General features: G+C 72.4%; 18 protein-coding genes and 1 pseudogene. 13 read left to right on the top strand and 6 right to left on the bottom strand.

Annotated features, from left to right (window positions below):
* Positions 1-85: 85 nt before the first annotated feature.
* On the bottom strand, positions 86-1,009 hold the full coding sequence (locus B072_RS0120730) for an A/G-specific adenine glycosylase (RefSeq protein ID WP_026246087.1): 924 nt from the start codon (positions 1,007-1,009) through the stop codon (positions 86-88).
* A 301-nt stretch (positions 1,010-1,310) separates the two neighbouring features.
* Between B072_RS0120730 and B072_RS46605 the strand changes: the two are divergent.
* Positions 1,311-1,491: pseudogene (locus B072_RS46605) on the top strand (response regulator transcription factor); the annotation flags it as partial.
* 59 nt (positions 1,492-1,550) lie between these two features.
* Here B072_RS46605 and B072_RS0120720 read toward each other — a convergent pair.
* A complete protein-coding gene (locus B072_RS0120720; RefSeq protein WP_043244360.1) occupies positions 1,551-2,216 on the bottom strand; it encodes a phosphatase PAP2 family protein in 666 nt (221 codons plus the stop codon).
* Positions 2,217-2,403: 187 nt separating this feature from the next.
* Here B072_RS0120720 and B072_RS0120715 point away from each other — a divergent pair, with 187 nt between their 5' ends.
* Positions 2,404-3,222 (top strand): hypothetical protein, encoded by an 819-nt coding sequence (locus B072_RS0120715; protein ID WP_018531888.1) that lies wholly within the window; start codon positions 2,404-2,406, stop codon positions 3,220-3,222.
* 139 nt (positions 3,223-3,361) lie between these two features.
* On the opposite strand, the gene disA is transcribed toward B072_RS0120715, so the two are convergent.
* Positions 3,362-4,486 carry a DNA integrity scanning diadenylate cyclase DisA gene (gene disA, locus B072_RS0120710; protein ID WP_026246085.1) on the bottom strand — a complete coding sequence of 375 codons (1,125 nt, stop codon included), beginning with the start codon at positions 4,484-4,486 and terminating at the stop codon, positions 3,362-3,364.
* A gap of 82 nt (positions 4,487-4,568) precedes the next feature.
* Positions 4,569-5,987 carry a DNA repair protein RadA gene (radA, locus tag B072_RS0120705; RefSeq protein WP_018531886.1) on the bottom strand — a complete coding sequence of 473 codons (1,419 nt, stop codon included), beginning with the start codon at positions 5,985-5,987 and terminating at the stop codon, positions 4,569-4,571.
* 206 nt (positions 5,988-6,193) lie between these two features.
* Between radA and B072_RS0120700 the strand changes: the two genes are divergently transcribed.
* A complete protein-coding gene (locus tag B072_RS0120700; RefSeq protein WP_202539720.1) occupies positions 6,194-7,906 on the top strand; it encodes a sigma-70 family RNA polymerase sigma factor in 1,713 nt (570 codons plus the stop codon).
* Between the two features lie 19 nt (positions 7,907-7,925).
* On the opposite strand, the gene B072_RS0120695 is transcribed toward B072_RS0120700, so the two are convergent.
* Positions 7,926-8,753, bottom strand: a complete 828-nt coding sequence (locus B072_RS0120695; RefSeq protein WP_018531884.1) for a hypothetical protein — start codon at positions 8,751-8,753, stop codon at positions 7,926-7,928.
* A gap of 80 nt (positions 8,754-8,833) precedes the next feature.
* Here B072_RS0120695 and B072_RS0120690 point away from each other — a divergent pair, with 80 nt between their 5' ends.
* The 4 genes from B072_RS0120690 (at position 8,834) to ilvD (ending at position 13,487) form a co-directional block, all read left to right on the top strand.
* Positions 8,834-9,769: a Ppx/GppA phosphatase family protein gene (locus B072_RS0120690; protein ID WP_018531883.1), complete on the top strand. Its 936-nt coding sequence runs from the start codon at positions 8,834-8,836 to the stop codon at positions 9,767-9,769.
* Positions 9,770-10,024: 255 nt separating this feature from the next.
* The gene (locus B072_RS0120685) at positions 10,025-10,849 is read left to right on the top strand and encodes a sugar phosphate isomerase/epimerase family protein (protein WP_026246083.1); all 825 of its coding nucleotides are present in this window, start codon (positions 10,025-10,027) and stop codon (positions 10,847-10,849) included.
* Positions 10,846-11,466: a TetR family transcriptional regulator gene (locus B072_RS0120680; protein ID WP_018531881.1), complete on the top strand. Its 621-nt coding sequence runs from the start codon at positions 10,846-10,848 to the stop codon at positions 11,464-11,466. The genes B072_RS0120685 and B072_RS0120680 overlap by 4 nt, the downstream gene beginning before the upstream one ends.
* Positions 11,467-11,633: 167 nt before the next feature.
* Positions 11,634-13,487 carry a dihydroxy-acid dehydratase gene (gene ilvD, locus B072_RS0120675; RefSeq protein WP_018531880.1) on the top strand — a complete coding sequence of 618 codons (1,854 nt, stop codon included), beginning with the start codon at positions 11,634-11,636 and terminating at the stop codon, positions 13,485-13,487.
* 10 nt (positions 13,488-13,497) lie between these two features.
* Here the strand turns inward: ilvD and B072_RS0120670 are convergent, their stop codons facing one another.
* Positions 13,498-15,756: a serine/threonine-protein kinase gene (locus B072_RS0120670; RefSeq protein ID WP_026246082.1), complete on the bottom strand. Its 2,259-nt coding sequence runs from the start codon at positions 15,754-15,756 to the stop codon at positions 13,498-13,500.
* Between the two features lie 211 nt (positions 15,757-15,967).
* Here B072_RS0120670 and B072_RS0120665 point away from each other — a divergent pair, with 211 nt between their 5' ends.
* The 6 genes from B072_RS0120665 to proC all read left to right on the top strand — a co-directional run bounded on the left by B072_RS0120665 (position 15,968) and on the right by proC (position 20,444).
* The gene (locus B072_RS0120665; protein WP_078506505.1) at positions 15,968-16,321 is read left to right on the top strand and encodes an SH3 domain-containing protein; all 354 of its coding nucleotides are present in this window, start codon (positions 15,968-15,970) and stop codon (positions 16,319-16,321) included.
* A gap of 69 nt (positions 16,322-16,390) precedes the next feature.
* Positions 16,391-16,918, top strand: a complete 528-nt coding sequence (locus B072_RS0120660) for a hypothetical protein (protein WP_018531877.1) — start codon at positions 16,391-16,393, stop codon at positions 16,916-16,918.
* 42 nt (positions 16,919-16,960) lie between these two features.
* Positions 16,961-17,791 (top strand): class I SAM-dependent methyltransferase, encoded by an 831-nt coding sequence (locus tag B072_RS0120655; RefSeq protein ID WP_018531876.1) that lies wholly within the window; start codon positions 16,961-16,963, stop codon positions 17,789-17,791.
* A 142-nt stretch (positions 17,792-17,933) separates the two neighbouring features.
* Positions 17,934-18,731, top strand: a complete 798-nt coding sequence (locus B072_RS0120650; protein WP_018531875.1) for an ABC transporter ATP-binding protein — start codon at positions 17,934-17,936, stop codon at positions 18,729-18,731.
* A gap of 26 nt (positions 18,732-18,757) precedes the next feature.
* The gene (locus B072_RS0120645) at positions 18,758-19,495 is read left to right on the top strand and encodes an ABC transporter permease (protein ID WP_018531874.1); all 738 of its coding nucleotides are present in this window, start codon (positions 18,758-18,760) and stop codon (positions 19,493-19,495) included.
* A gap of 136 nt (positions 19,496-19,631) precedes the next feature.
* Positions 19,632-20,444, top strand: coding sequence for a pyrroline-5-carboxylate reductase (gene proC, locus B072_RS0120640; protein ID WP_018531873.1), 813 nt, complete (start codon positions 19,632-19,634; stop codon positions 20,442-20,444).
* Positions 20,445-20,996 lie beyond the last annotated feature (552 nt).

Below are 20,996 nucleotides of genomic sequence, written 5' to 3'. Positions count from 1 at the left end.
CCAGCCTTCGACGAACGCACGGCTGTCCGTCGGTTGTGTAACGAAGCTGAGAACCGACTGAAGACTTCCGGAACGGCCCGCGGTCTCAGCCCATCGGAAGCCGGTACAGGCCACCCGCCAGCGGCTCCACCAGACCATCGCTGACCAGGCCGTCCAGGGCCCGCGCCCGCTGTACGGGCTCGTCCCACACCCGGTCGAGCGCCGTCTGCGGAACCGGAGCGACCGCCTCCCGCAATACGGCCAGCAGCTTGCCGCGCACCTGACGGTCCGTACCGGCGTACGTCTGTCCGCGCCGCGGCGGGCCCTCGTGCGCCGGCTTGCCCGCGAGCCGCCAGGCGCACAGCGCGGCGATCGGGCACCGGTGGCACTCCTCGTTCTTCGCGGTGCAGACCAGCGCGCCCAACTCCATGGACGCGGCGGCCCACTTCGCGGCGGTGTCGTCCGTCTCCGGCAGCAGCGCGCGGGCCAGCTTCCGCTCGGCGGCGGTGGTGGCGTTCGGCGGGTACTGCACCCCCGCCACGGCACGCGCGAAGACGCGGCGCACGTTCGTGTCCAGCACGGCGTGCCGCTGACCGTAGGCGAACGAGGCCACGGCCGCGGCCGTGTACTCCCCGATGCCCGGCAGGGCGAGGAGCTGTGCGTGGCCGGTGGGTACGTCGCCGCCGTGCCGTTCCGTTATGGCGACGGCGGCGCCGTGCAGGCGCAGGGCGCGGCGCGGATAGCCGAGCCGGCCCCAGGCGCGCACGGCCTCGCCGGGCGCCTCCTTGGCGAGGTCGGCGGGGCGCGGCCAGCGCGCGAGCCACTGCTCGTAGACCGGCAGGACCCGGCTCACGGGTGTCTGCTGGAGCATGAACTCGCTGACCATCACGCCCCACGGGCCCGCCTCCGGGCGGCGCCAGGGCAGGTCGCGGGCGTGCTCGGTGAACCAGTCGATGACGGGTTCGTGAAGATCGGTCCGCTCGGCGGGTGCGTTCACAGGGGTCTCTGTGGGCTTCGTGGGCGCAGTCATGGCAGTTCCGATCCTGCCATGGCCGGGCCCCCCGCCGGGGCGCGCGCCACCGGCTCTGTCACCCGGGCCGCCGGTTTGCCGTCGTGCCGTGGCGTGCTGGGACCGCCCGGGGGCCGTGGCGTTCGGCGAGGTCGCGGCGGCGGGCCGAGGCTGGGGGCGAAGGGCTGTGCGGGGCGGTGGCGGACCCCTGACGATCGGCAGGGGGTGGTGGCCCCGGTGCCGCTTGTACCGTCGATGAGGTGAACCCCCGATACCGCCCCGCCGCTCCTCTCGCGGACCTCGCGCTCTGGGCGGTGCTGCGCGCGAGCGCGAGGTTCTCGCCCTGGTGGGCGCCGGCCTGTCGAACCCGGAGATCGCCGGGCGCCTGCACCTGGTGGGAGGGCACGGTGAAGACGTACGTCAGCGCCGTCCTCGACCGCCTGGAGGTCAAGAACCGCGTACAGGCGGCGATCGTGGCGTACGAAGCGGGCCTGCTGACGTAGCGCCCGTCATTGAATGTGACGCATCGTCAGGGCCCGCTCACGGTAAGGAGGCGGAGGTCTCAGCGGCGATGCGCGCCGCGCCGGTGCGACGGCCCCGACGGGCCGTCCGTGCGGGCTCCGGCAGGACCCGGGCCCGCGAACCAGCGCACAAGGCCGTTGCCCGACCCCCGCATCGTTTCGACGAGCCGCGTCCCCGGCCGCGTGCACAGGCGTACGACGAGGAAGGCGACCAGCGTGCCGAGCAGGAAACCCACCGCGACGTCGTGCGGGTAGTGCACGCCCACGAAGACCCGCGAGAACCCCATCAGGAACGCCATCGGCACCGTCAGCCAGCCGATCTTCGGCCAGGCGAGCGCGAGGCCGACGGCCGCCGCCGCGGCGATCGTGGAGTGGTTGGACGGGAACGACCAGTCCCCGTACGCGGGACAGTCGATCAGTGGCGCCAGCGCCCCGCTCACCGCGCGGCAGGGCCGGTCCTCGTCGATCCCCGACTTGATCAACTCGCTGCACACGTAGGCCACCGCGGTGGCCAGCGGAGCGAGTACCGCGACGGCAAGAGCCCGCGGGTCACCGCGCCGCGCCCGCCACCAGGCGACGACGAAGAGCACGGCGAACAGCAGCAGTCCCAGTTCGGTCCAGACCTCCATCAGGTGCTGGAACCACGAAGGAGTGTCGTGGGCGAACTGCAGGATGTCGCGATAGAGATCGGAGTCAATGGTTCCCATGGTGACGGACAGTACGCAATGCCGGAGGGGCGTCACATCTTGCGTCGGTCCATGCCCGTACCTGACGAAAGACAGGGGTCCGTGCGGCCCTTGGGGGACGGGGGCGTGATGATGATCCGGAAAACTTGCTGTGCGGTGCGGCGGGTGGACACCGGACAACGGGCCGATCTCTCGTAAGGTTTGGGCCGTGGGTTCTCTGCGCAATCCGATCGGGCCGCTTCCCTCCTCCATCTACTGGCGCCGGAGGGTCGTTCTGGCGTCCGTCGTCGCGCTCCTCGCGCTGCTGATCGTGTGGATCGTCACCGTGGGCGGCGGGGGCGGGAACAACGGCGCCGGCGGGAACAACGGCAAGCACCCGACGCAGTCCATCACGCCGGGACCGTCCGGCACGGGCCCCGCGATCAGCGAACACCCCGGCGGGCGCGACACGTCGGGCGGTTCGGGCTCGGGCTCGGGCGGCGGCTCCGGTGACGGGTCGGGCGACTCCGGCTCTGGCGGCTCCGAAGGATCGGGCGGCGCGGACGACTCGGCGGGCGGCGGCGACGGCGCGGGCAGCGGCGGTGGCACGGCGTCGGGCGACCAGGTCCCGGCCGGGTCGAAGCTGCCCGACTGCACGGCGGGCGGCGTGACACTGGCGGTGCGCAGCCTCCACAACGCGTACGCGCCCGGGGAGAAGCCGCGGATCGAGCTGGCCGCCAAGAACTCCACGGACAAGTCCTGCAAGGTCGATCTCGGCCCGCGGACGGCGGTCGTCACGATCACGAAGGCGGACGGCGACAAGGAGTTCTGGTCGTCGGACGACTGCCCGTCCGGCAACGGCGGCCTGCTGCTGCGCGTCCCGGCGGGTGGCAAGGTCACGCACACCCTGACCTGGGACCTCCGCCCGAGCGCCCCGAAGTGCGCGACGCCGCCCGCGGGTTCGGCGACGCCCGGTACGTACCTGGTGGAGGTCAAGGGCGCTCAACTGACGGGCACCCAGACGTCGTTCGTCCTGAAGGCGGACTGAGACCTTTCGACGCCGGTCGGGATGCGCCCCGGCAGGGGCGCGGGGAACTGCGCGAAGCAGGACCACCGGCCCACCACGACGGAAAGCCCGAGGCTGACCGGAAGCGGCAGGACGAACCGAGTCCGCTCAACCGGCGGAGCTACACGTACCGCTCCAGGATCGAGGACTCCGCGAGCCGCGACAGCCCCTCGCGCACGCTGCGCGCCCGGGCCTCGCCCACGCCGTCCACGGTCTGCAGGTCGTCCACGCTGGCGGCGAGCAGCTTCTGGAGACCGCCGAAGTGCTCCACGAGGCGGTCGATGATGGCCCCGGGCAGCCGCGGCACCTTGGCCAGCAGCCGGAACCCGCGCGGCGACACCGCCGAGTCCAGCGCCTCGGGCGACCCCGTGTACCCCAGGGCCCGCGCCACGATGGGCAGTTCGAGCAGCTCGCCGTGGTGCAGCGAGTCCAGCTCGGCCAGCGCCTCGTCGACCGTCCGGGAACGCTTGGCGGTCGGCTCGGGCACGTAGTCCCGCACGACGAGCTCGCGCTCGGGCTCGACGCCCGCGATCAACTCGTCCAGCTGCAGCGCCAGAAGCCGTCCGTCGGTGCCCAACTCCACGACGTACTCGGCGATCTCGGTCGCGATGCGCCGCACCATCTCCAGGCGCTGGGCCACGGCCGTGACGTCCCGGACGGTGACCAGGTCCTCGATCTCCAGCGCGGAGAGCGTCCCCGCGACCTCGTCGAGCCGCAGCTTGTACCGCTCCAGGGTCGCGAGGGCCTGGTTCGCGCGCGACAGGATCGCCGCCGAGTCCTCCAGGACCCGCCGCTGCCCGTCCACGTACAGGGCGATCAGCCGCATCGACTGCGAGACGGAGACGACCGGGTACCCGACCTGCTTGCTGACGCGGTCCGCGGTGCGGTGGCGGGTGCCGGTCTCCTCCGTGGGGATCGTGGGGTCCGGCACCAACTGGACACCGGCCCGCAGGATCTTGCCGAGGTCCGAGGAGACCACGATGCCGCCGTCGAGCTTGCACAGCTCGCGCAGGCGCGTGGCCGTGAACTCGACGTCCAGGACGAAACCGCCGGTGCACATCGACTCGACGGTCTTGTCGGAGCCGAGGACGATGAGCCCTCCGGTGTTGCCGCGGAGGATGCGCTCCAGGCCGTCGCGCAGCGCCGTACCCGGCGCCACCGCGCTCAGTGCGGCGCGCATCAGGCCGTCCGCACCGGAACTCCCGGCGGACTTGCCGGGAGCTGCCGCCCGGTCATTGGCTGCCACTGCACTCCTCCGGATCGCAGACTCTGGGGCGCCGCCCTGGAGTGCGTCGCGTTCGCACGCACGGGCGAGACCAGGGCAAAGTCTACCGGCGGTCCTCCGTCTCCCGTGGGGCCTCTCGACGACGGCTCTTCGGAAGCACCCGCAGCGCGTCCCCTATGTCGGCGACTTCCAGGACCTTCATACCGGCCGGGATCTTGCCGGGATCGCCCGGTACGAGGGCGTGCGTGAAGCCGAGCCGGTGCGCCTCGGCGAGCCGGCGCTGCACCCCCGTCACCCTTCTGACCTCGCCCGCGAGGCCCACTTCTCCGATCGCCACCAGGTTCTTGGGGAGCGGGGTGTCGCTCGCGGCGGAGGCGAGCGCGAGCGCGATGGCGAGGTCCGCGGCGGGCTCGGAGAGCTTCACGCCGCCGACCGTCGCCGAGTAGATGTCCCTTTTGCCCAAGGCGCTGATCCTGCCCCGCTGTTCGAGAACCGCCAGCATCATCGAGACACGGGAGGTCTCCAGGCCGGACGTCGTGCGCCGGGGGGAGGGGATCTGCGAGTCGACGGTGAGCGCCTGCACCTCGGCGACCAGCGGGCGGCGGCCCTCCAGGGTCACCGTCAGACAGGTGCCGGGCACCGGCTCGTCGCGCCGGGTCAGGAAGAGGCCGCTCGGGTCGGCCAGGCCCGTGATGCCCTCGTCGTGCAGCTCGAAGCAGCCGACCTCGTCCGTCGTCCCGTACCGGTTCTTCACGCCGCGGACCAGGCGCAGGCGCGCGTGCCGGTCGCCCTCGAAGTTCAGCACCACGTCGACCAGGTGCTCCAGGAGGCGCGGACCGGCGATCGCGCCCTCCTTCGTGACATGGCCCACCAGCAGCGTGGACATGCCGCGCTCCTTGGAGGCGCGGATCAGCGCGCCCGCGACCTCGCGCACCTGGGCCATGCCGCCGGGCGCCCCGTCGATCTCCGGCGAGGCCACCGTCTGGACCGAGTCCATGATCAGCAGGGACGGCTTCACCGCGTCCAGGTGGCCGAGGACGGCGGACAGGTCGGTCTCGGCCGCCAGGTACAGATGGTCGTCGATGGCGTGGATGCGGTCCGCGCGCAGCCGCACCTGCGACGCCGACTCCTCACCCGTGACGTAGAGCGTCTTGTGCTCCTCGCTCGCCGACTTCGCGGCGACGTCGAGCAGCAGCGTGGACTTGCCGACGCCCGGCTCGCCCGCGAGCAGCACCACCGCGCCGGGGACCAGCCCGCCGCCGAGGACGCGGTCCAGCTCGGGCACCCCGGTGGAGCGGGCCGTGGCCGTCCGGCCGTCGACCTCGCCGATGGGCACGGCGGAGGTGGTGACCCGGCCGGGGGCTGTCGTGCGCACCGCGGGCGCGCCGTACTCCTCGATCGTCCCCCACGCCTGGCACTCGGCGCAGCGGCCCAGCCACTTGGCCGTCTGCCAGCCGCACTCGGTGCAGCGGTACGACGGACGTTGCTTACCGCTGTTCGCGGATTTCGTACGGGCAGCCATGGACCGAACCGTAGCGGGCCCCTCTGACAATCCGGCCCGGCCCCGCACCCTGCGGCTTTTGCCACCGGCGGTTGCCCCGCGTAGCCGCGCTGGCCACGGAATAGGGGGTTCCTGTCCTCTTTTGAGGGATCGTTTCACCCGTAAGGATTAAAAGTGCTCAAGGGGGCGGAAGGGGCCCCTGGCCGCCGCCTACGGTCGCACGGGTGATGAACAGCAGGCCGGAAACCCCCACGCACACCACCGGCGCACACCGGGCGCATCGCGCCGGGGCGAGGCGGCCGGTGCCGCGCGCTGTTCCGCAGCGCCCGCCCACGCGCTACGAGCCGTGTCTGGACGGTCTGTTCACCTACTGCCTCTCCGTGCTGTGCGATCACGACGAGGCGACGGCCGCCCTCGGCGACGCCCTCGCGCTCGCCGAGCGGCGCGGCTCCCGCGCCCCCGACACGGAGGCCGACCACAGGGCCTGGCTCTACGCGCTCGCCCGCTGGTCCTGTCTGCGCCGGCTCGCCGAGGCCAAGCGCAGGCGGCAGGGCGCGCACACGGCCGAGGGGGTGAAGCAGGCCACGGAGCCTGCGGCACCGCCCGGCGCCCTCCTTCAGGAGGAGCAGCGCCGCCAGCTGGGCCTGCTGGCCTGGCCGGAGGCCGCCGGCACCACCCCCGAGCAGCGCGAGGCGCTCGAACTGGCGGTGCGCCACCAGCTGTCCGCCCCCGAGGTCGCCGCCGTCCTCGGCTCCGACCCGGGCGTCACGCGCGAGCTGCTCGCGTCCGCGGCCTGCGAGGTCGAGCGCACCCGCGCCGCGCTCGCCGTCGTCGAGACCGGCACCTGCCCCGGCGTCAACCGCCTCACCGGTGACAACCAGCTCCTGCTGTCCGCCGCCCTGCGCCGCGAGCTGGTGCGGCACGTCGACGACTGCCCGCGCTGCCGCCGCACCGCCGAGCGCGCCACCCCCGGCACCTGGCCCGGCACCTCCGTCACGCCCGCCGCGCTGCCGCTCGTGGAGGCCCCGCGCGCGGCCCTGCACCAGGCGATGCACGCGTCGCGCCCCGCGGCCAGGGCGCCCCGCTTCGACCGGCGCGGCTTCCCGATGGACCCCAAGGACCGCGCGGCCCGACGCGACAAGCTACGCGCGCGTGCCGTCACGACGACGGTCGTCGCCACCGTGGTCGCCGCCCCCGTGCTCGCCCTGTGGGCCGCCTACCGCGGGGCGCCGATGACCGGCGAGGGCACCGACGGCCGGTCCGTGAGCGCCAGCGAGGCGGGTGGCTCGGGCGAGCTCGACGGCGAGCGCACCGGCGACGGATACGGGTACGAGAACGCGGGGAACGCACAGACCACCCCCGACCCCCGCTTCACCGCGGGCAGCCGGTCGCCGGACGTCTCCGTGGAAGTGATCTCGCCGCCCACGCGCGCGAGCACGGGTTCCGGGCGGCTCACCGTCACGGCGCGGCCCAGCGGCGCCGCGACGCTCATCACGCTGACCGCGTCCGGGAGTTCGGCCGTCCACTGGTCCGCGCACACCGGCGCCCACTGGCTCTGGCTGAGCCAGCGCTCGGGCACGCTGCGGCCCGGCGAGACGGCCACGATCCGGGTGTACGTCGATCACGACCGGGAGCCCGCGGGGCACTGGAGCGCGCGGATCGGCATCGCCCCTTCGGGGGCCGCCATCTCCCTGAGCGGGTACGGGCGTTCGGGCAGCGGAGACGGCTCGGGGGAGCCGGGTCCCGGCCCCACCCCGAGCGACCCGTCCTCGCCGTCCGACCCCGATCCCACGCCGACGCCCAGCGACCCGGGCACCACGGAGCCGGATCCGACGCCGACGCCGAGCGACCCGTCCACCTCGCCCGAGCCCGACCCGACGCCCTCCGGCACGGCGAGCCCGGGCACGGGGGACCCGTCGTCTGCGACCGGGTCCCCCTGAATCCGCGGGGCTCCAGGTGTTACGCCGGGTCCGCCGGGTGCGGGGCGACGAGCGGAAGACCCTTGGGCAGGGACGCGAGGCGTTCCTCGCACAGCTCGACCAGCTTGTCGTAGCCGGCCTGGCCCATCAGCTCGGTCAGCTCCGGGCGGTACGAGACGTACACCGGGTCGCCCGCGCCGTGCGCCGAGGTCGCCGAGGTGCACCACCAGTGCAGGTCGTGGCCGCCCGGGCCCCAGCCGCGCCGGTCGTACTCACCGATCGAGACCTGGAGCACCCGGGTGTCGTCGGGCCGGTCGATCCACTCGTACGTGCGCCGGACCGGCAGCTGCCAGCAGACGTCCGGCTTCGTCTCCAGCGGCTCGCGGCCCTCCTTGAGCGCGAGGATGTGGAGCGAGCAGCCCGCGCCGCCCTCGAAGCCGGGGCGGTTCTGGAAGATGCACGAGCCGTTGTACGGGCGCGTCTGGCGCTCCCCGTCCTCGTCCTTGGACACCCACCCGGTCTCCGTACCGACGTCATGGTGCTGCCAGATGTCGGGGGTCAGCCGGGCCACGAACCCCGCCACGCGCTTCTCGTCGTCATCGTCCGAGAAGTGAGCCCCCAGCGTGCAGCAGCCGTCGTCCGCGCGGCCCGCCTGGATGCCCTGGCAGCCGCTGCCGAAGATGCAGGTCCAACGAGAGGTCAGCCATGTCAGATCGCAACGGAAGACCTGCTCGTCGTCCGCCGGATCCGGGAACTCGACCCAGGCGCGCGGGAAGTCGATCGTCTTCTCGTCCTGCGGCTTTGCCGACTTGGCCTTCTTGTCGCTCTTACCACTCTTGTCGGCCTTGGCCTTTTTCGTCTTTGGCACCGTTCCAGAGTAAGCGCGCGGAGGCGCTGGGTCGGACCTTCCCTGACAAGGGACCTCGCGAGCGCAGTAGCGTTCCGTACATGAGACTCGGTGTCCTCGACGTGGGTTCGAATACGGTCCATCTGCTCGTGGTGGACGCGCACCCGGGCGCCCGCCCGCTGCCCGCGCACTCGCACAAGGCGGAGCTGCGGCTCGCCCAACTCCTCGACGAGCACGGGGCGATCGGCCCCGACGGCGTGTCACGCCTGGTCGGCACGGTCAGGGACGCCCTGGACGCGGCCGAGGACAAGGGCGTGGAGGACCTGCTGCCGTTCGCCACGTCGGCGGTGCGCGAGGCGACCAACGCGGACGAGGTGCTGGCCCGGGTCAAGGACGAGACCGGCGTCGAACTGCGGGTGCTCAGCGGCGCGGAGGAGGCCCGTCTCACCTTCCTGGCCGCCCGCCGCTGGTTCGGCTGGTCGGCGGGGAAGTTGCTGGTCCTCGACATCGGCGGCGGCTCCCTGGAGATCGCGTACGGGATCGACGAGGAGCCGGACGCCGCGGTGTCGCTGCCGCTCGGCGCCGGCCGGCTCACCGCGGGCTGGCTGCCCGGGGACCCGGCGGACCCGGCGGACGTGAAGGCCCTGCGACGGCACGTGCGGGCGCAGATCGCGCGGACGGTGGGGGAGTTCAGCCGGTTCGGGGCGCCGGATCATGTGGTCGCCACGTCGAAGACGTTCAAGCAGCTGGCGCGGCTCGCGGGCGCCGCCCGATCGACCGAAGGCCTCTACGTGCAGCGGGAGTTGAAGCGCAGATCCCTGGAGGACTGGGTGCCGCGCCTGGCCGCGATGACGGAGGCCGAGCGCTCGGAGCTGCCCGGGGTCTCGGAGGGCCGGGCCGGACAACTGCTCGCCGGGGCGCTGGTCGCCGAGGGTGCCATGGACCTGTTCGGCGTGGAGACCCTGGAGATCTGCCCGTGGGCCCTGCGGGAGGGCGTGATCCTGCGCCGCCTGGACCACATGCCGACGACGTCGTAGGGCTGCCGCCCGCCGCCTTGGGCAATCTGCCGCCAAGGGCTGCAGGGTGGGCAAGGCGGCACCCCGGCGCGGGGCGAGCGCTCCGTCCGGCGCCCGCCGAAGCGCGGACCCGGCGCCCGCCGAAGCGCGACCCCGGCGCCCACCGAAGCGCGGACCCGGCGCTCGACGCCCCACGAGCGCCATGATCCGGCCAAGCACGCCCACCCCTCAAAGACCCGCCCCCCGCACCGTCGCCGAGGCCCGTACTCTGTCTCCGTGGCAGAACCAGTGGTGCGCATCCCGGATGCGAAGGTCGCCCTGTCGACGGCCTCGGTCTATCCGGAGTCGACGGCGACGGCCTTCGAGATCGCCGCACGCCTGGGCTACGACGGCGTAGAGGTCATGGTCTGGACCGACCCCGTCAGCCAGGACATCGAGGCGCTGCGCCGCCTCAGCGACTATCACCGGATCCCGATTCTGGCCGTCCACGCCCCATGTCTGCTGATCACGCAGCGGGTGTGGTCGACGGACCCCTGGGTGAAGCTGCAGCGCGCGCGAGCGGCGGCCGAGAAGCTCGGCGCCTCGACGGTGGTCGTCCACCCGCCCTTCCGCTGGCAGCGCCAGTACGCCAGGGACTTCGTCAGCGGGATCTGGCGGATGGCGGACGAGACGGACGTCAGATTCGCCGTAGAGAACATGTATCCGTGGCGCTACCGGGACCGCGAGATGCTCGCGTACGCCCCCGACTGGGACGTCACGAAGGACGACTACCGCCACTTCACGGTCGATCTCAGCCATACCGCGACGGCCCGCACCGACGCGATGCACATGATCGACCGTATGGGCGACCGCCTCGGCCACGTCCACCTGGCGGACGGCAACGGCTCCAACAAGGACGAGCACCTGGTCCCGGGCCGCGGCACCCAGCCCTGCGCCGAACTCCTCGAACGCCTCGCGACGAGCGGCTTCGACGGGCACGTGGTCATCGAGGTCAACACCCGGCGCGCCATGTCCAGCGCCGAACGCGAGGCCGACCTCGCCGAGGCCCTCGCCTTCACGCGGCTGCACCTCGCGTCGGCGGTGCGGGTACCGCGTTCATGACGGAACCCGCGCGGCGCAGGGGACGCCCCTCCCGTACGCAGACGGAGGGCGGGCCCGGCGCGACGCGGGAGCGGATCCTGAACGCGGCCCGGGAGGAGTTCGCCGAGCGCGGGTACGAGAAGACGTCGGTGCGCGGCATCGCGAAGGCGGCGGGCGTCGACTCCGCGCTCGTGCACCACTACTTCGGGACCAAGGAACAGGTCTTCGCCGCGGCGATCGAGGTGGCGTTCGCGCCCGCCCTCGAAGCGCCCGCGGCGGTGGAGGACGGACCGCTGGACGGGGTCGGCGAGCGGCTGACCCGGTTCATCTTCGGGATCTGGGAGAACCCGGTCACCCGGGCCCCGCTGCTCGCCATCGTGCGCTCCGCCGTGAACAACGAGGCGGCGGCCGCCGTCTTCCGGCGCCTGATCGCGGCCCAGCTCCTCTCCCGGATCGCGCGGCGCCTCGACGTGCCGGAGGAGGAGGCCGAACTGCGCGCCTGCCTCGCCGCCGCGCAGCTGGTGGGCACGGCGATGCTCCGGTACGTGATCAGGGCGGAGCCGCTGGCGTCCGCCGACGCGGAGGACGTCATCGCCCGGATCGCACCGGTGGTGCAGGGGCACCTCACCGGACCGTAGCGAGTATCGGCGCAGCGGGAGTCGGCGCAGCGGGTGTCGGCGTAGCGACTATCTGAGACGGGCGTCCCGCCATCCGGACGCCCTGTCCGGATCGTGGAGTCGCGGCGTAGGCTCGTGAACCAGTCTTTTCTGTGTTCTGAGAGTCCGTACTGAAGGAGCGAGCGGCGATGCCCGAGCTGAGGTCCCGCACAGTCACCCACGGTCGCAACATGGCGGGCGCACGCGCCCTTATGCGCGCCTCCGGTGTACCGGGTGCGGACATCGGCCGGAAGCCGATCATCGCCGTCGCCAACTCCTTCACGGAGTTCGTGCCGGGCCACACGCACCTGGCGCCGGTCGGCCGCATCGTCAGCGACGCGATCACCGAGGCCGGCGGCATCCCGCGCGAGTTCAACACGATCGCGGTCGACGACGGCATCGCGATGGGCCACGGCGGCATGCTGTACTCGCTGCCCTCCCGCGACCTGATCGCCGACTCGGTCGAGTACATGGTCGAGGCGCACTGCGCGGACGCCCTCGTCTGCATCTCCAACTGCGACAAGATCACGCCCGGCATGCTGATGGCGGCGCTCCGCCTCAACATCCCCACGGTCTTCGTCTCCGGCGGCCCGATGGAGTCCGGCCGGGCCACCCTCGTCGACGGCACGGTCCGCACGCTCGACCTGGTCGACGCGATGTCGGAGGCGGTCAACGACAAGATCTCCGACGAGGACATCCTCCGTATCGAGGAGAACGCCTGCCCGACCTGCGGCTCGTGTTCCGGCATGTTCACCGCCAACTCGATGAACTGCCTGACCGAGGCCATCGGCCTCTCCCTCCCGGGCAACGGCTCGGTCCTCGCCACGCACACCGCCCGCAAGGCGCTGTACGAGCGCGCCGGCGCCACCGTCGTCGAGCTGACCAAGCGCTACTACGGCGAGGACGACGCCTCGGTCCTGCCGCGCAACATCGCGACGCACGCCGCGTTCGAGAACGCGATGGCGCTCGACATCGCCATGGGCGGCTCCACGAACACGATCCTGCACCTGCTGGCCGCCGCCCAGGAGGCCGAGGTCGACTACAACCTCGACCACATCAACGCCGTCTCCCGCCGCGTCCCCTGCCTGGCCAAGGTCGCGCCGAACGTCGCGGGCTCGAAGACGTACTACATGGAGGACGTGCACCGCGCGGGCGGCATCCCCGCGATCCTCGGCGAGCTCTACCGCGGCGGCCTCCTGAACGAGGACGTGCACACGGTCCACTCCCCGTCCATCAAGGAGTGGCTCGACACCTGGGACGTCCGCAGCGGCAGCACGTCCCCCGAGGCCGAGGACCTCTGGTACGCGGCCCCCGGCTGCGAGCGCTCCGCCACCGCCTTCTCCCAGTCCAAGCGCTGGGACAGCCTCGACACGGACGCCGCGAACGGCTGCATCCGCGACGTCGCCCACGCCTACTCCCAGGACGGCGGCCTCGCCGTCCTCAAGGGCAACCTGGCGGAGGACGGCTGCGTCGTGAAGACCGCCGGCGTCGACGAGTCCATCTGGACCTTCGAGGGCCCGGCCGTCGTCTGCGAGTCGCAGGAGGAGGCCGTCCAGAAGATCCTCACCCAGCAGGTGAAGGAGGGCGACGTCGTCGTCATCCGCTACGAGGGCCCCAAGGGCGGCCCGGGTATGCAGGAGATGCTCTACCCGACCTCGTACCTGAAGGGCCGCGGCCTCGGAAAGGTCTGCGCCCTCGTCACCGACGGACGCTTCTCCGGCGGCACCTCGGGCCTGTCCATCGGCCACGCCTCGCCCGAGGCGGCGTCCGGCGGCACGATCGCGCTGGTCGAGGACGGCGACCGCATCCGCATCGACATCCCGAACCGCACCATCGAACTCCTGGTCACGGACGAGGAGTTGGCGTCCCGCCGCGAGGCCCTGAACGGCGTGTACGCCCCGAAGGACCGCGAGCGCAAGGTCTCCCAGGCCCTGCGCGCGTACGCCGCGATGGCCACCAGCGCCGACAAGGGCGCGGTCCGCGACGTCTCGAAGCTCGGCTGATACCCGGGCCTCACCAGTCTTCGGGGTGGCTTCCGTCCACCCCGAAGACACTCCCGTCGGGCGCGCTCCCGTAGACCTTCCCGCCGGCCACCACAGGCGCCGCCAGGTCGATGACGAGGTGGTCGGAGCGGGGTGAGGGGCGCGGGGCGGTCTGCCCGACGAGGGTGCCCGTGCGCGGGCTCAGCGCGAGCAGCCGCCCGTCCGGTGTCATCACGTACACCCGCCCCTCGTCGTCGACGGCCGGCGCCGACCCGCGGCTCACGGACGTCTCCGACCGCCACCGCTGCCGGCCGGTCGTCAGGTCCTGCGCGACCAGCGCCCCGCCCTCGGCGAGCAGATAGACCGTGCCGTCGCGCAGTGTCGCCGTCGCCCCGGGCAGCGGCAGGTCCAGCCGCACCCGGCGGGTGACGGTGCCGTCCGAGAGCCGGCGGCCGACGAGGGCCACGGTCGCGCTCGTCGCGTTCCGCTGCGTGCACCAGAGCAGCCCGTCGGCGACCCCGATCGGGGTCGCCGTGTCCGTCGCCCTCCGCTGCCATCGGACGGCTCCCGTCTCCGGATCCACCGCGCTGACCTGGGTGTTCACCCCGTCGGATGCCAGGGTGACGGCATAGGCGAGGTCTCCGCCGACGTAGCTGAGCCCGGGCCCGGCCGCCCCGAGACCGTGCCGCCACAGCCGCTCGCCCGTCGCTCCGTCGACCGCGGTCAGCGTGCCGTCGGGCGCGGCCAGGATCACCTTGTCGGCCACGGGCTGCACCTCGCCCCGGTACGCCGAGACGTCCATCGACCACAGCGTCCCGCCGGTGTCGGGGTCGAGCGCCCGCAGCCGGGACGTGTCGGGGTCGAGCGCGAGCACCGCGCCGCCGGACAGCACCGGCGCCGGGGCACTTCCGCCCCCGCTCCCGCTCGCCGGGCGCCGCCACCGCACCGTGCCGTCGCGGGGATCCACGGACGCGGCGAGCACACCGGGCAGGGCGCAGTGCAGGGACCCGTTCCCGTACGAGCAGGTGGGCGCGGCCTCGTCGCCGAGCGGGCTGTGCCAGGCGTGGAAGGCGCTGGGCGAAGCGGTCTGCGCGGCGCCGGCGCCGGTCCCGTTACCGGTGCCGTCGTCGGTGCCGGGCAGGAGCGTCGAGGTGAGCGCGAGGACGCCGCCGAGCGCCAGCACTCCCGCCACGGCCGCGACGACAGGGCGGCGGCGCGGCCGGGTCCGGGCCCACACGCCGCCCTCGGCGCGTGAACTCCCCTCCTCCACGGGCGAGATGAGCTCTTCGGCCGGTGGCTCGGAAGGCTTCCGCTGCTCCGGGATGAACGCCTCGGGCGAAGGACTTGCCCCGGATGCGGAGTCCCCGGGGCCCTCCGATTCGTGATCCCCGGGCTCGGGGGCTTCGGATTCGGGGGCTCCGGATCCGAAGCCCCCGGACGCGAACGACTGGGTGTCGTACCGCGCCGATACGCGCCGCAGCTCGGCCATGATCCCGTCGGGCGTGGGCCGGTCCTCCGGCTCCTTGGCGAGGCAGCGCAGGATCAGTGGCGCCAGCTCGTCGGGAACCCCGGTCACGTCCGGCTCGTCGTGCACCACCTGGTACGCGACCAGGTACGGGCTGTCGGAGTCGAACGGCCCGCGCCCGGTCGCCGCGTGCACCAGCAGGGAACCCAGTGCGAACACATCGGCGGCCGGACCGACCTCCCGGGGCCGCCGGAACTGCTCGGGAGCCATGAACGGCGGCGTCCCGATCAACTTGCCGGTCTCGGTGCGCAGTTCACTGTTCTTCGGCCGCGAGATACCGAAGTCGATGACCTTGGGAGTGTCCTCGGCGAGCAGCACATTGCTGGGCTTCAGATCGCGGTGCACGACCCCCGCGCGGTGGATGTCGCGCAGCGCCTCGGCGAGCCCCGCGGTGACGTGCCGCAGCTGCGCCGGGGTCAGCGCCCCGTTCCGCTTCACATGCTCGGCGAGCGTCGGTCCGGGGATGAACAGCGTGGCCATCCAGGGGCGTTCGGCGTCCGGGTCGGCGTCCACCACCGACGCGGTGAAGGCCCCGCTGACCTGCCGCGCGGCCGCCACCTCCTGCCGGAACCGCCCCCTGAACTCGGGGTCCCGCGCGAACTCGGCGTGCACGACCTTCACCGCGAGCCGCAGTCCGGCGGCGGAACGGGCCAGGTGCACGACCCCCATCCCGCCCGAACCCAGGCGCTCCTCAAGGCGATAGCGCCCGGCATAGTGCGGACGCTCCGCTTCCGTGCCGGAGCCGGTGTTCGGCCATGACGGCATGTCCACCCCCGTGGATGTCGTCGTGTATTCCGTGCCGCCACGCGCGACGCACGGAGCCTAGTCGATGCTTCGTACGAGACGGACGGTGCTTGCTAGCCTCCGCGTTCGACGGAGTGCGACGGCTGCGCGTACGGAAGTCAGCTGAGCACAGCGATTTCAACAGGTCCTCAACGAACACTGAACGAGGGCCGGTTCAACGGGGGAGTCCGACATGACGATCGAGAACACAGAGCACATAGAGAACATAGGGAACACAGAGAACGCAGAGAACACGGCAGGCGTGGAGAGCGCGGCGAGCACGGCGAGCACGGCGAGCGCGGCCACCTACCCGGTGGCCCCGGGCTACAACGTGAACGTCCGCAGCGGCCCCGGCACCCAGTACCGCGTGGTGCGCGCCCTGCCGCTCGGCGCGCGGGTCCAGATCCTCTGCCAGAAGCCCGGCACGACGGTCACCGGCCCGTACGGGACCACCAAGATCTGGGACAGCATCGGCGTCGGCGAGTACGTCTCCGACGCCTACGTGAAGACGGGCAGTGACGGCTACGTAGCTCCCCGCTGCGCCTGATCCGGCGCCGCGCACCGACCGCCGGGACGGCCCACGCATCCCAGGGGCCGTCCCGGTGATAATCGACCCGTGAGCGACGAAACCGGCACCCCGACCACGCCCCTGAGCGGCACCCCCACCCCGGGCCCGCGCCCCGAAGAGATCCGTTTCTTCGGCACGACCTGGGTCGACCACAGCGGCCAGTACGCGCTGCGCCGCGCGGGCGTCGGCATCGGCGCGCTGGTCCTGGCGGCCGCGGGCTGCTTCGTGCTGCGCTTCGCCTATCAGGGCCTGGCCATGGCCGACGTGGGCTCGTTCGTCAGCGTCCTGCTCATCGCCGCGTTCGCGATCTGCAGCGCCCTCGCGTTCAGCCGCACCTGGGGCGGCTTCTCCGAGCGCCCCGACCCCGAGAAGCAGGCGTCCCTGCGCGGCTTCCTCGCGATCGGCTTCGTCGGCGTCCTCGTCGCGTGGGCGCTGCGCTGCCTGACCGAGGCCCCGGGCGAGAAGCTCCGGCGGCGGGAGTACGAGACGGCGCGCGAGCAGTACGAACGCCGCACGACCCGGCGTACCGGCAACCCGGCCAGGAAGAAGTCGGGCGGCAAGCAGCGCAAGGCCTGACGACCCCATGACAGCGCGGCCACGCACCGTCACGATGGCGCCATGACAGACGACACCCTGCGCCCGCCCGAGTCCCCGGCTCCCGTGACGTCCGAGCCCCGGGCGGCCGACTTCGCGCTCTCCTTCGACGCGGTCGCCGCCCAGTACGCCATGGCCCGCCCGAGCTATCCGCCCGAACTCTTCGACGCCGTGGAGGAGTTGGCGGGCACGCCCCTGCGCGGGAAGAAGGTCGTCGACGTCGGCGCGGGCACCGGCATCGCCACCGCCCTGCTGCGCGAGCGCGGCGCCGACGTGATCGCTGTCGAACCGGGCCCCGGCATGGGCGCCCAACTCCGCACGACCCTCCCCGGCGTCCCCCTGGTCCGCGCCTACGGCGACGCCCTCCCGTTCGCCGACGCGACCGCCGACCTCGTCACGTACGCCCAGTCCTGGCACTGGACCGACCCGGCCCGCTCGGTCCCCGAGGCGCTGCGCGTGCTGCGCCCGGGCGGCGCGCTCGCCCTGTGGTGGAACGTCCCCGACCCGGACGTCGCATGGACCGCGGCCCAGGAACGCCGCCTCCAGGACCGCCTGCCCGGCTACCACCGCCACGGCGTCAGCTCCGACGCTGCCGGCATCATCACCTCCCTGGACCTCGAGCCGGGCCTCGAACCGGCGGCCGCGCCCGTCTTCCGCCGCCTGCACTGGACCCGCCGCATCCCGGTCGACCTGCACCTGGCCCATCTCGCCAGCCGCTCGTACTTCGTGGTGATGGGCGAGGAGCGGGCGAAGCCGGTCCTGGACGACGAACGGGCCCACCTCCTGCGCCTGTTCCCCGACGGCACCATCGAGGACGCGTACGCCCTGGACCTCACCGTGCTCCGCCGCCGCTGACCGTCCCCGTACCTCCCCCCGCCGCACATCGAGCCCGTCCACGATGCGGGTGAAGATCCCCAGCTCGGCGGTCCCGCCGTGCACGCCGACGCGCCCGGCGGCCCTTGACGGCGCCTGCCGTGAGCGAGATATTCATCACGTGATGAATAAACCGGCCGGCTCCCCGGGTCCCGGCGCCCGGGCCTCCGCCGCCCCCGCCGATCCCGCCGTCCACGCCGCCGGACTCACCGTCGTCCGCGGCACCCGCCCCGTCCTGCGCGGCCTCGACTTCACGGTCCCGCGCGGCCGGATCACCGGCCTGCTCGGCCCTTCCGGCTGCGGCAAGTCGACGCTGATGCGCGCCCTGGTCGGCACCCAGGCCAAGGTCACCGGCACGCTCCAGGTCCTGGGTCACCCGGCCGGTCACCCCGCCCTGCGCTCCCGCGTCGGCTACGTGACCCAGGCCCCGTCCGTCTACCTGGACCTGTCGGTACGTCAGAACCTGGACTACTTCGCCGCGATCCTCCACCCCGGACGGGCCGCCGCCGAGCGCCGCCGCACGGACGTCGACCGCGTCCTCGCCGACGTGGACCTCACCTCCCACGCGGACGCCCTCGCCGGAAACCTCTCCGGCGGCCAGCTCGGCCGCGTCTCCCTCGCCGTGGCGCTGCTCGGCACCCCCGAACTCCTGGTCCTCGACGAGCCCACGGTCGGCCTGGACCCGGTCCTTCGCCGCGACCTCTGGAGCCTCTTCCACGACCTCGCCGCCACTCGCGGCACGACGCTCCTCATCTCCTCGCACGTCATGGACGAGGCCGAGCGCTGCCACCGCCTCCTCCTCATGCGCGACGGCGAACTCCTGGCCGACGACACCCCCGACGCCCTGCGCGCGGCCACCGCGAGCCCCACCGTCGAGGAGGCCTTCCTCCACCTGGTCGACGCGGCGAACGCCGCCCACTGAACCCACCGCCCCCGGGACGGACCGCCATGAACACGTACCGCACCACCGCCACCGCCGCCCGCGTCCTGCGCCAGCTCCGCCACGACCCGCGCTCGATCGCGCTCATGATCCTGGTCCCCTGTGTGATGCTGTTCCTGCTCCGCTACGTCTTCGACGGCAGCCCCGGCACCTTCAACTCCATCGGCGCCTCGCTGCTCGGCATCTTCCCGCTCATCACGATGTTCCTGGTGACCTCCATCGCCACCCTGCGCGAACGCACCAGCGGCACCCTGGAACGCCTGCTCGCCATGCCCCTCGGCAAGGGCGACCTCATCGCGGGCTACGCCCTCGCCTTCGGCACGGTCGCGGTCGTCCAGTCGGTCCTGGCCACGGGCCTCGCCCTCTGGGTCCTCGACCTGAACGTCACGGGCTCGGCCTGGCTCCTCCTCCTGGTGGCCCTGCTCGACGCCCTGCTCGGCACGGCCCTCGGCCTCTTCGTCTCCGCCTTCGCGGCATCGGAGTTCCAGGCGGTCCAGTTCATGCCGGCGGTGATCTTCCCCCAGCTCCTGCTCTGCGGCCTGTTCACCGCCCGCGACCAGATGCACCCGGCCCTGGAGGCGATCTCGAACGTCCTGCCCATGTCGTACGCGGTCGACGGCATGAACGAGGTCCTGCGCCACACCGACCTCACCGCCACCTACGTCCGTGACGCCCTGATCGTCGCCGGCTGCGCCCTCCTGGTCCTGGCCCTCGGCGCGGCCACCCTGCGCCGCCGCACGGCCTGACCCCTGTCCGCCCACCGGACGCCGGGGGGCGCCCGGCCACCCCGGTGGGAGGATGCCGGAACCCCATGAAAGAACGGGACGACGCAGCACACGGACGTACGCAGCACGCACGACGCAACACGGAAGGCCCACGCCCATGAGCCACAAGGTCGCGGTACTCGGCACAGGCAAGATCGGTGAAGCCCTGCTCAGCGGAATGATCCGCGGCGGCTGGGCCCCGTCCGACCTCCTGGTCACGGCCCGCCGCCCGGAGCGCGCCGAGGAACTCCGCAGCCGTCACGGCGTCACCCCGGTCACGAACCAGGAAGCGGCCAAGCAGGCCGACACCCTGATCCTGACGGTGAAGCCCCAGGACATGGGCACGCTCCTCACGGAACTGGCCCCCCACGTCCCGGCGGACCGCCTGGTCATCAGCGGCGCGGCCGGCATCCCCACGACGTTCTTCGAGGAGAAGCTCCCGCCCGGCACCCCGGTGGTCCGCGTCATGACGAACACCCCGGCCCTGGTCGACGAGGCGATGTCGGTCATCTCGGCGGGCACCCACGCCACGGAGGCCCACCTGGCGCACGCCGAGGACATTTTCGGCTCGGTCGGCAAGACCCTCCGCGTCCCGGAGACCCAACAGGACGCCTGCACGGCACTCTCCGGCTCGGGCCCCGCCTACTTTTTCTACTTGGTCGAAGCCATGACGGACGCCGGCATCCTCCTCGGCCTCCCGCGCGACAAGGCCCACGACCTCATCGTCCAGTCCGCCATCGGCGCGGCCACGATGCTCCGCGACAGCGGCGAACACCCGGTGAAGCTCCGCGAGAACGTCACCTCCCCGGCCGGTACGACCATCAACGCGATCCGCGAACTCGAGAACCACGGCGTACGAGCCGCCCTCATCGCCGCCCTCGAAGCGGCCCGCGACCGCAGCCGCGCCCTGGCCTCCGGCAACAACAGCTGACCGGACACTCACCGGACCTCCGGGCCCGGGGCACGCAGTTGACACGCCCCGGGCGGATCCGTACTGTTCTCCGAGTTGTCCGACGTGAGCGCCGACCCCGGTCGGTCCCCGGACAGCCATTCCGCAAGACCCACTCAAACGCACAACGACTGCTGCTTTCTGTGCTGTCGTGACGCTGTTTGCGCGCGCTTTTGCGAAATGAGGAATCCCCGTTCGAAAGAACGGAGAGCCCGGACCCCGATTAGCTCGGGAGCCGAGATTCCGCTAAAGTCTCACTCGTCGGAACGGCCCAACAGCCGGGAAGACAAGCCCCGCTGACTGGGAATCAGGCCCGAAAGGATCTGATAGAGTCGGACTCGCCGGAAAGCCGAAAGGCCGGAAAGCGAAGCAGAACCCCGAGGAAATCGGCCGGTAAAACGGTCTGATAGAGTCGGAAACACGAAATACCGAAGGGAAGCGCCCGGAGGAAAGCCCGAGAGGGTGAGTACAAAGCAAGCGTCCGTTCCTTGAGAACTCAACAGCGTGCCAAAAATCAACGCCAGATATGTTGAT

Source organism: Streptomyces sp. HmicA12 (genome assembly GCF_000373565.1).
Taxonomy (GTDB): Bacteria; Actinomycetota; Actinomycetes; order Streptomycetales; family Streptomycetaceae; genus Streptomyces.
The sequence above is the reverse complement of the archived record's forward strand: the minus strand, read 5'-3'. Positions and strand labels throughout refer to the sequence as shown.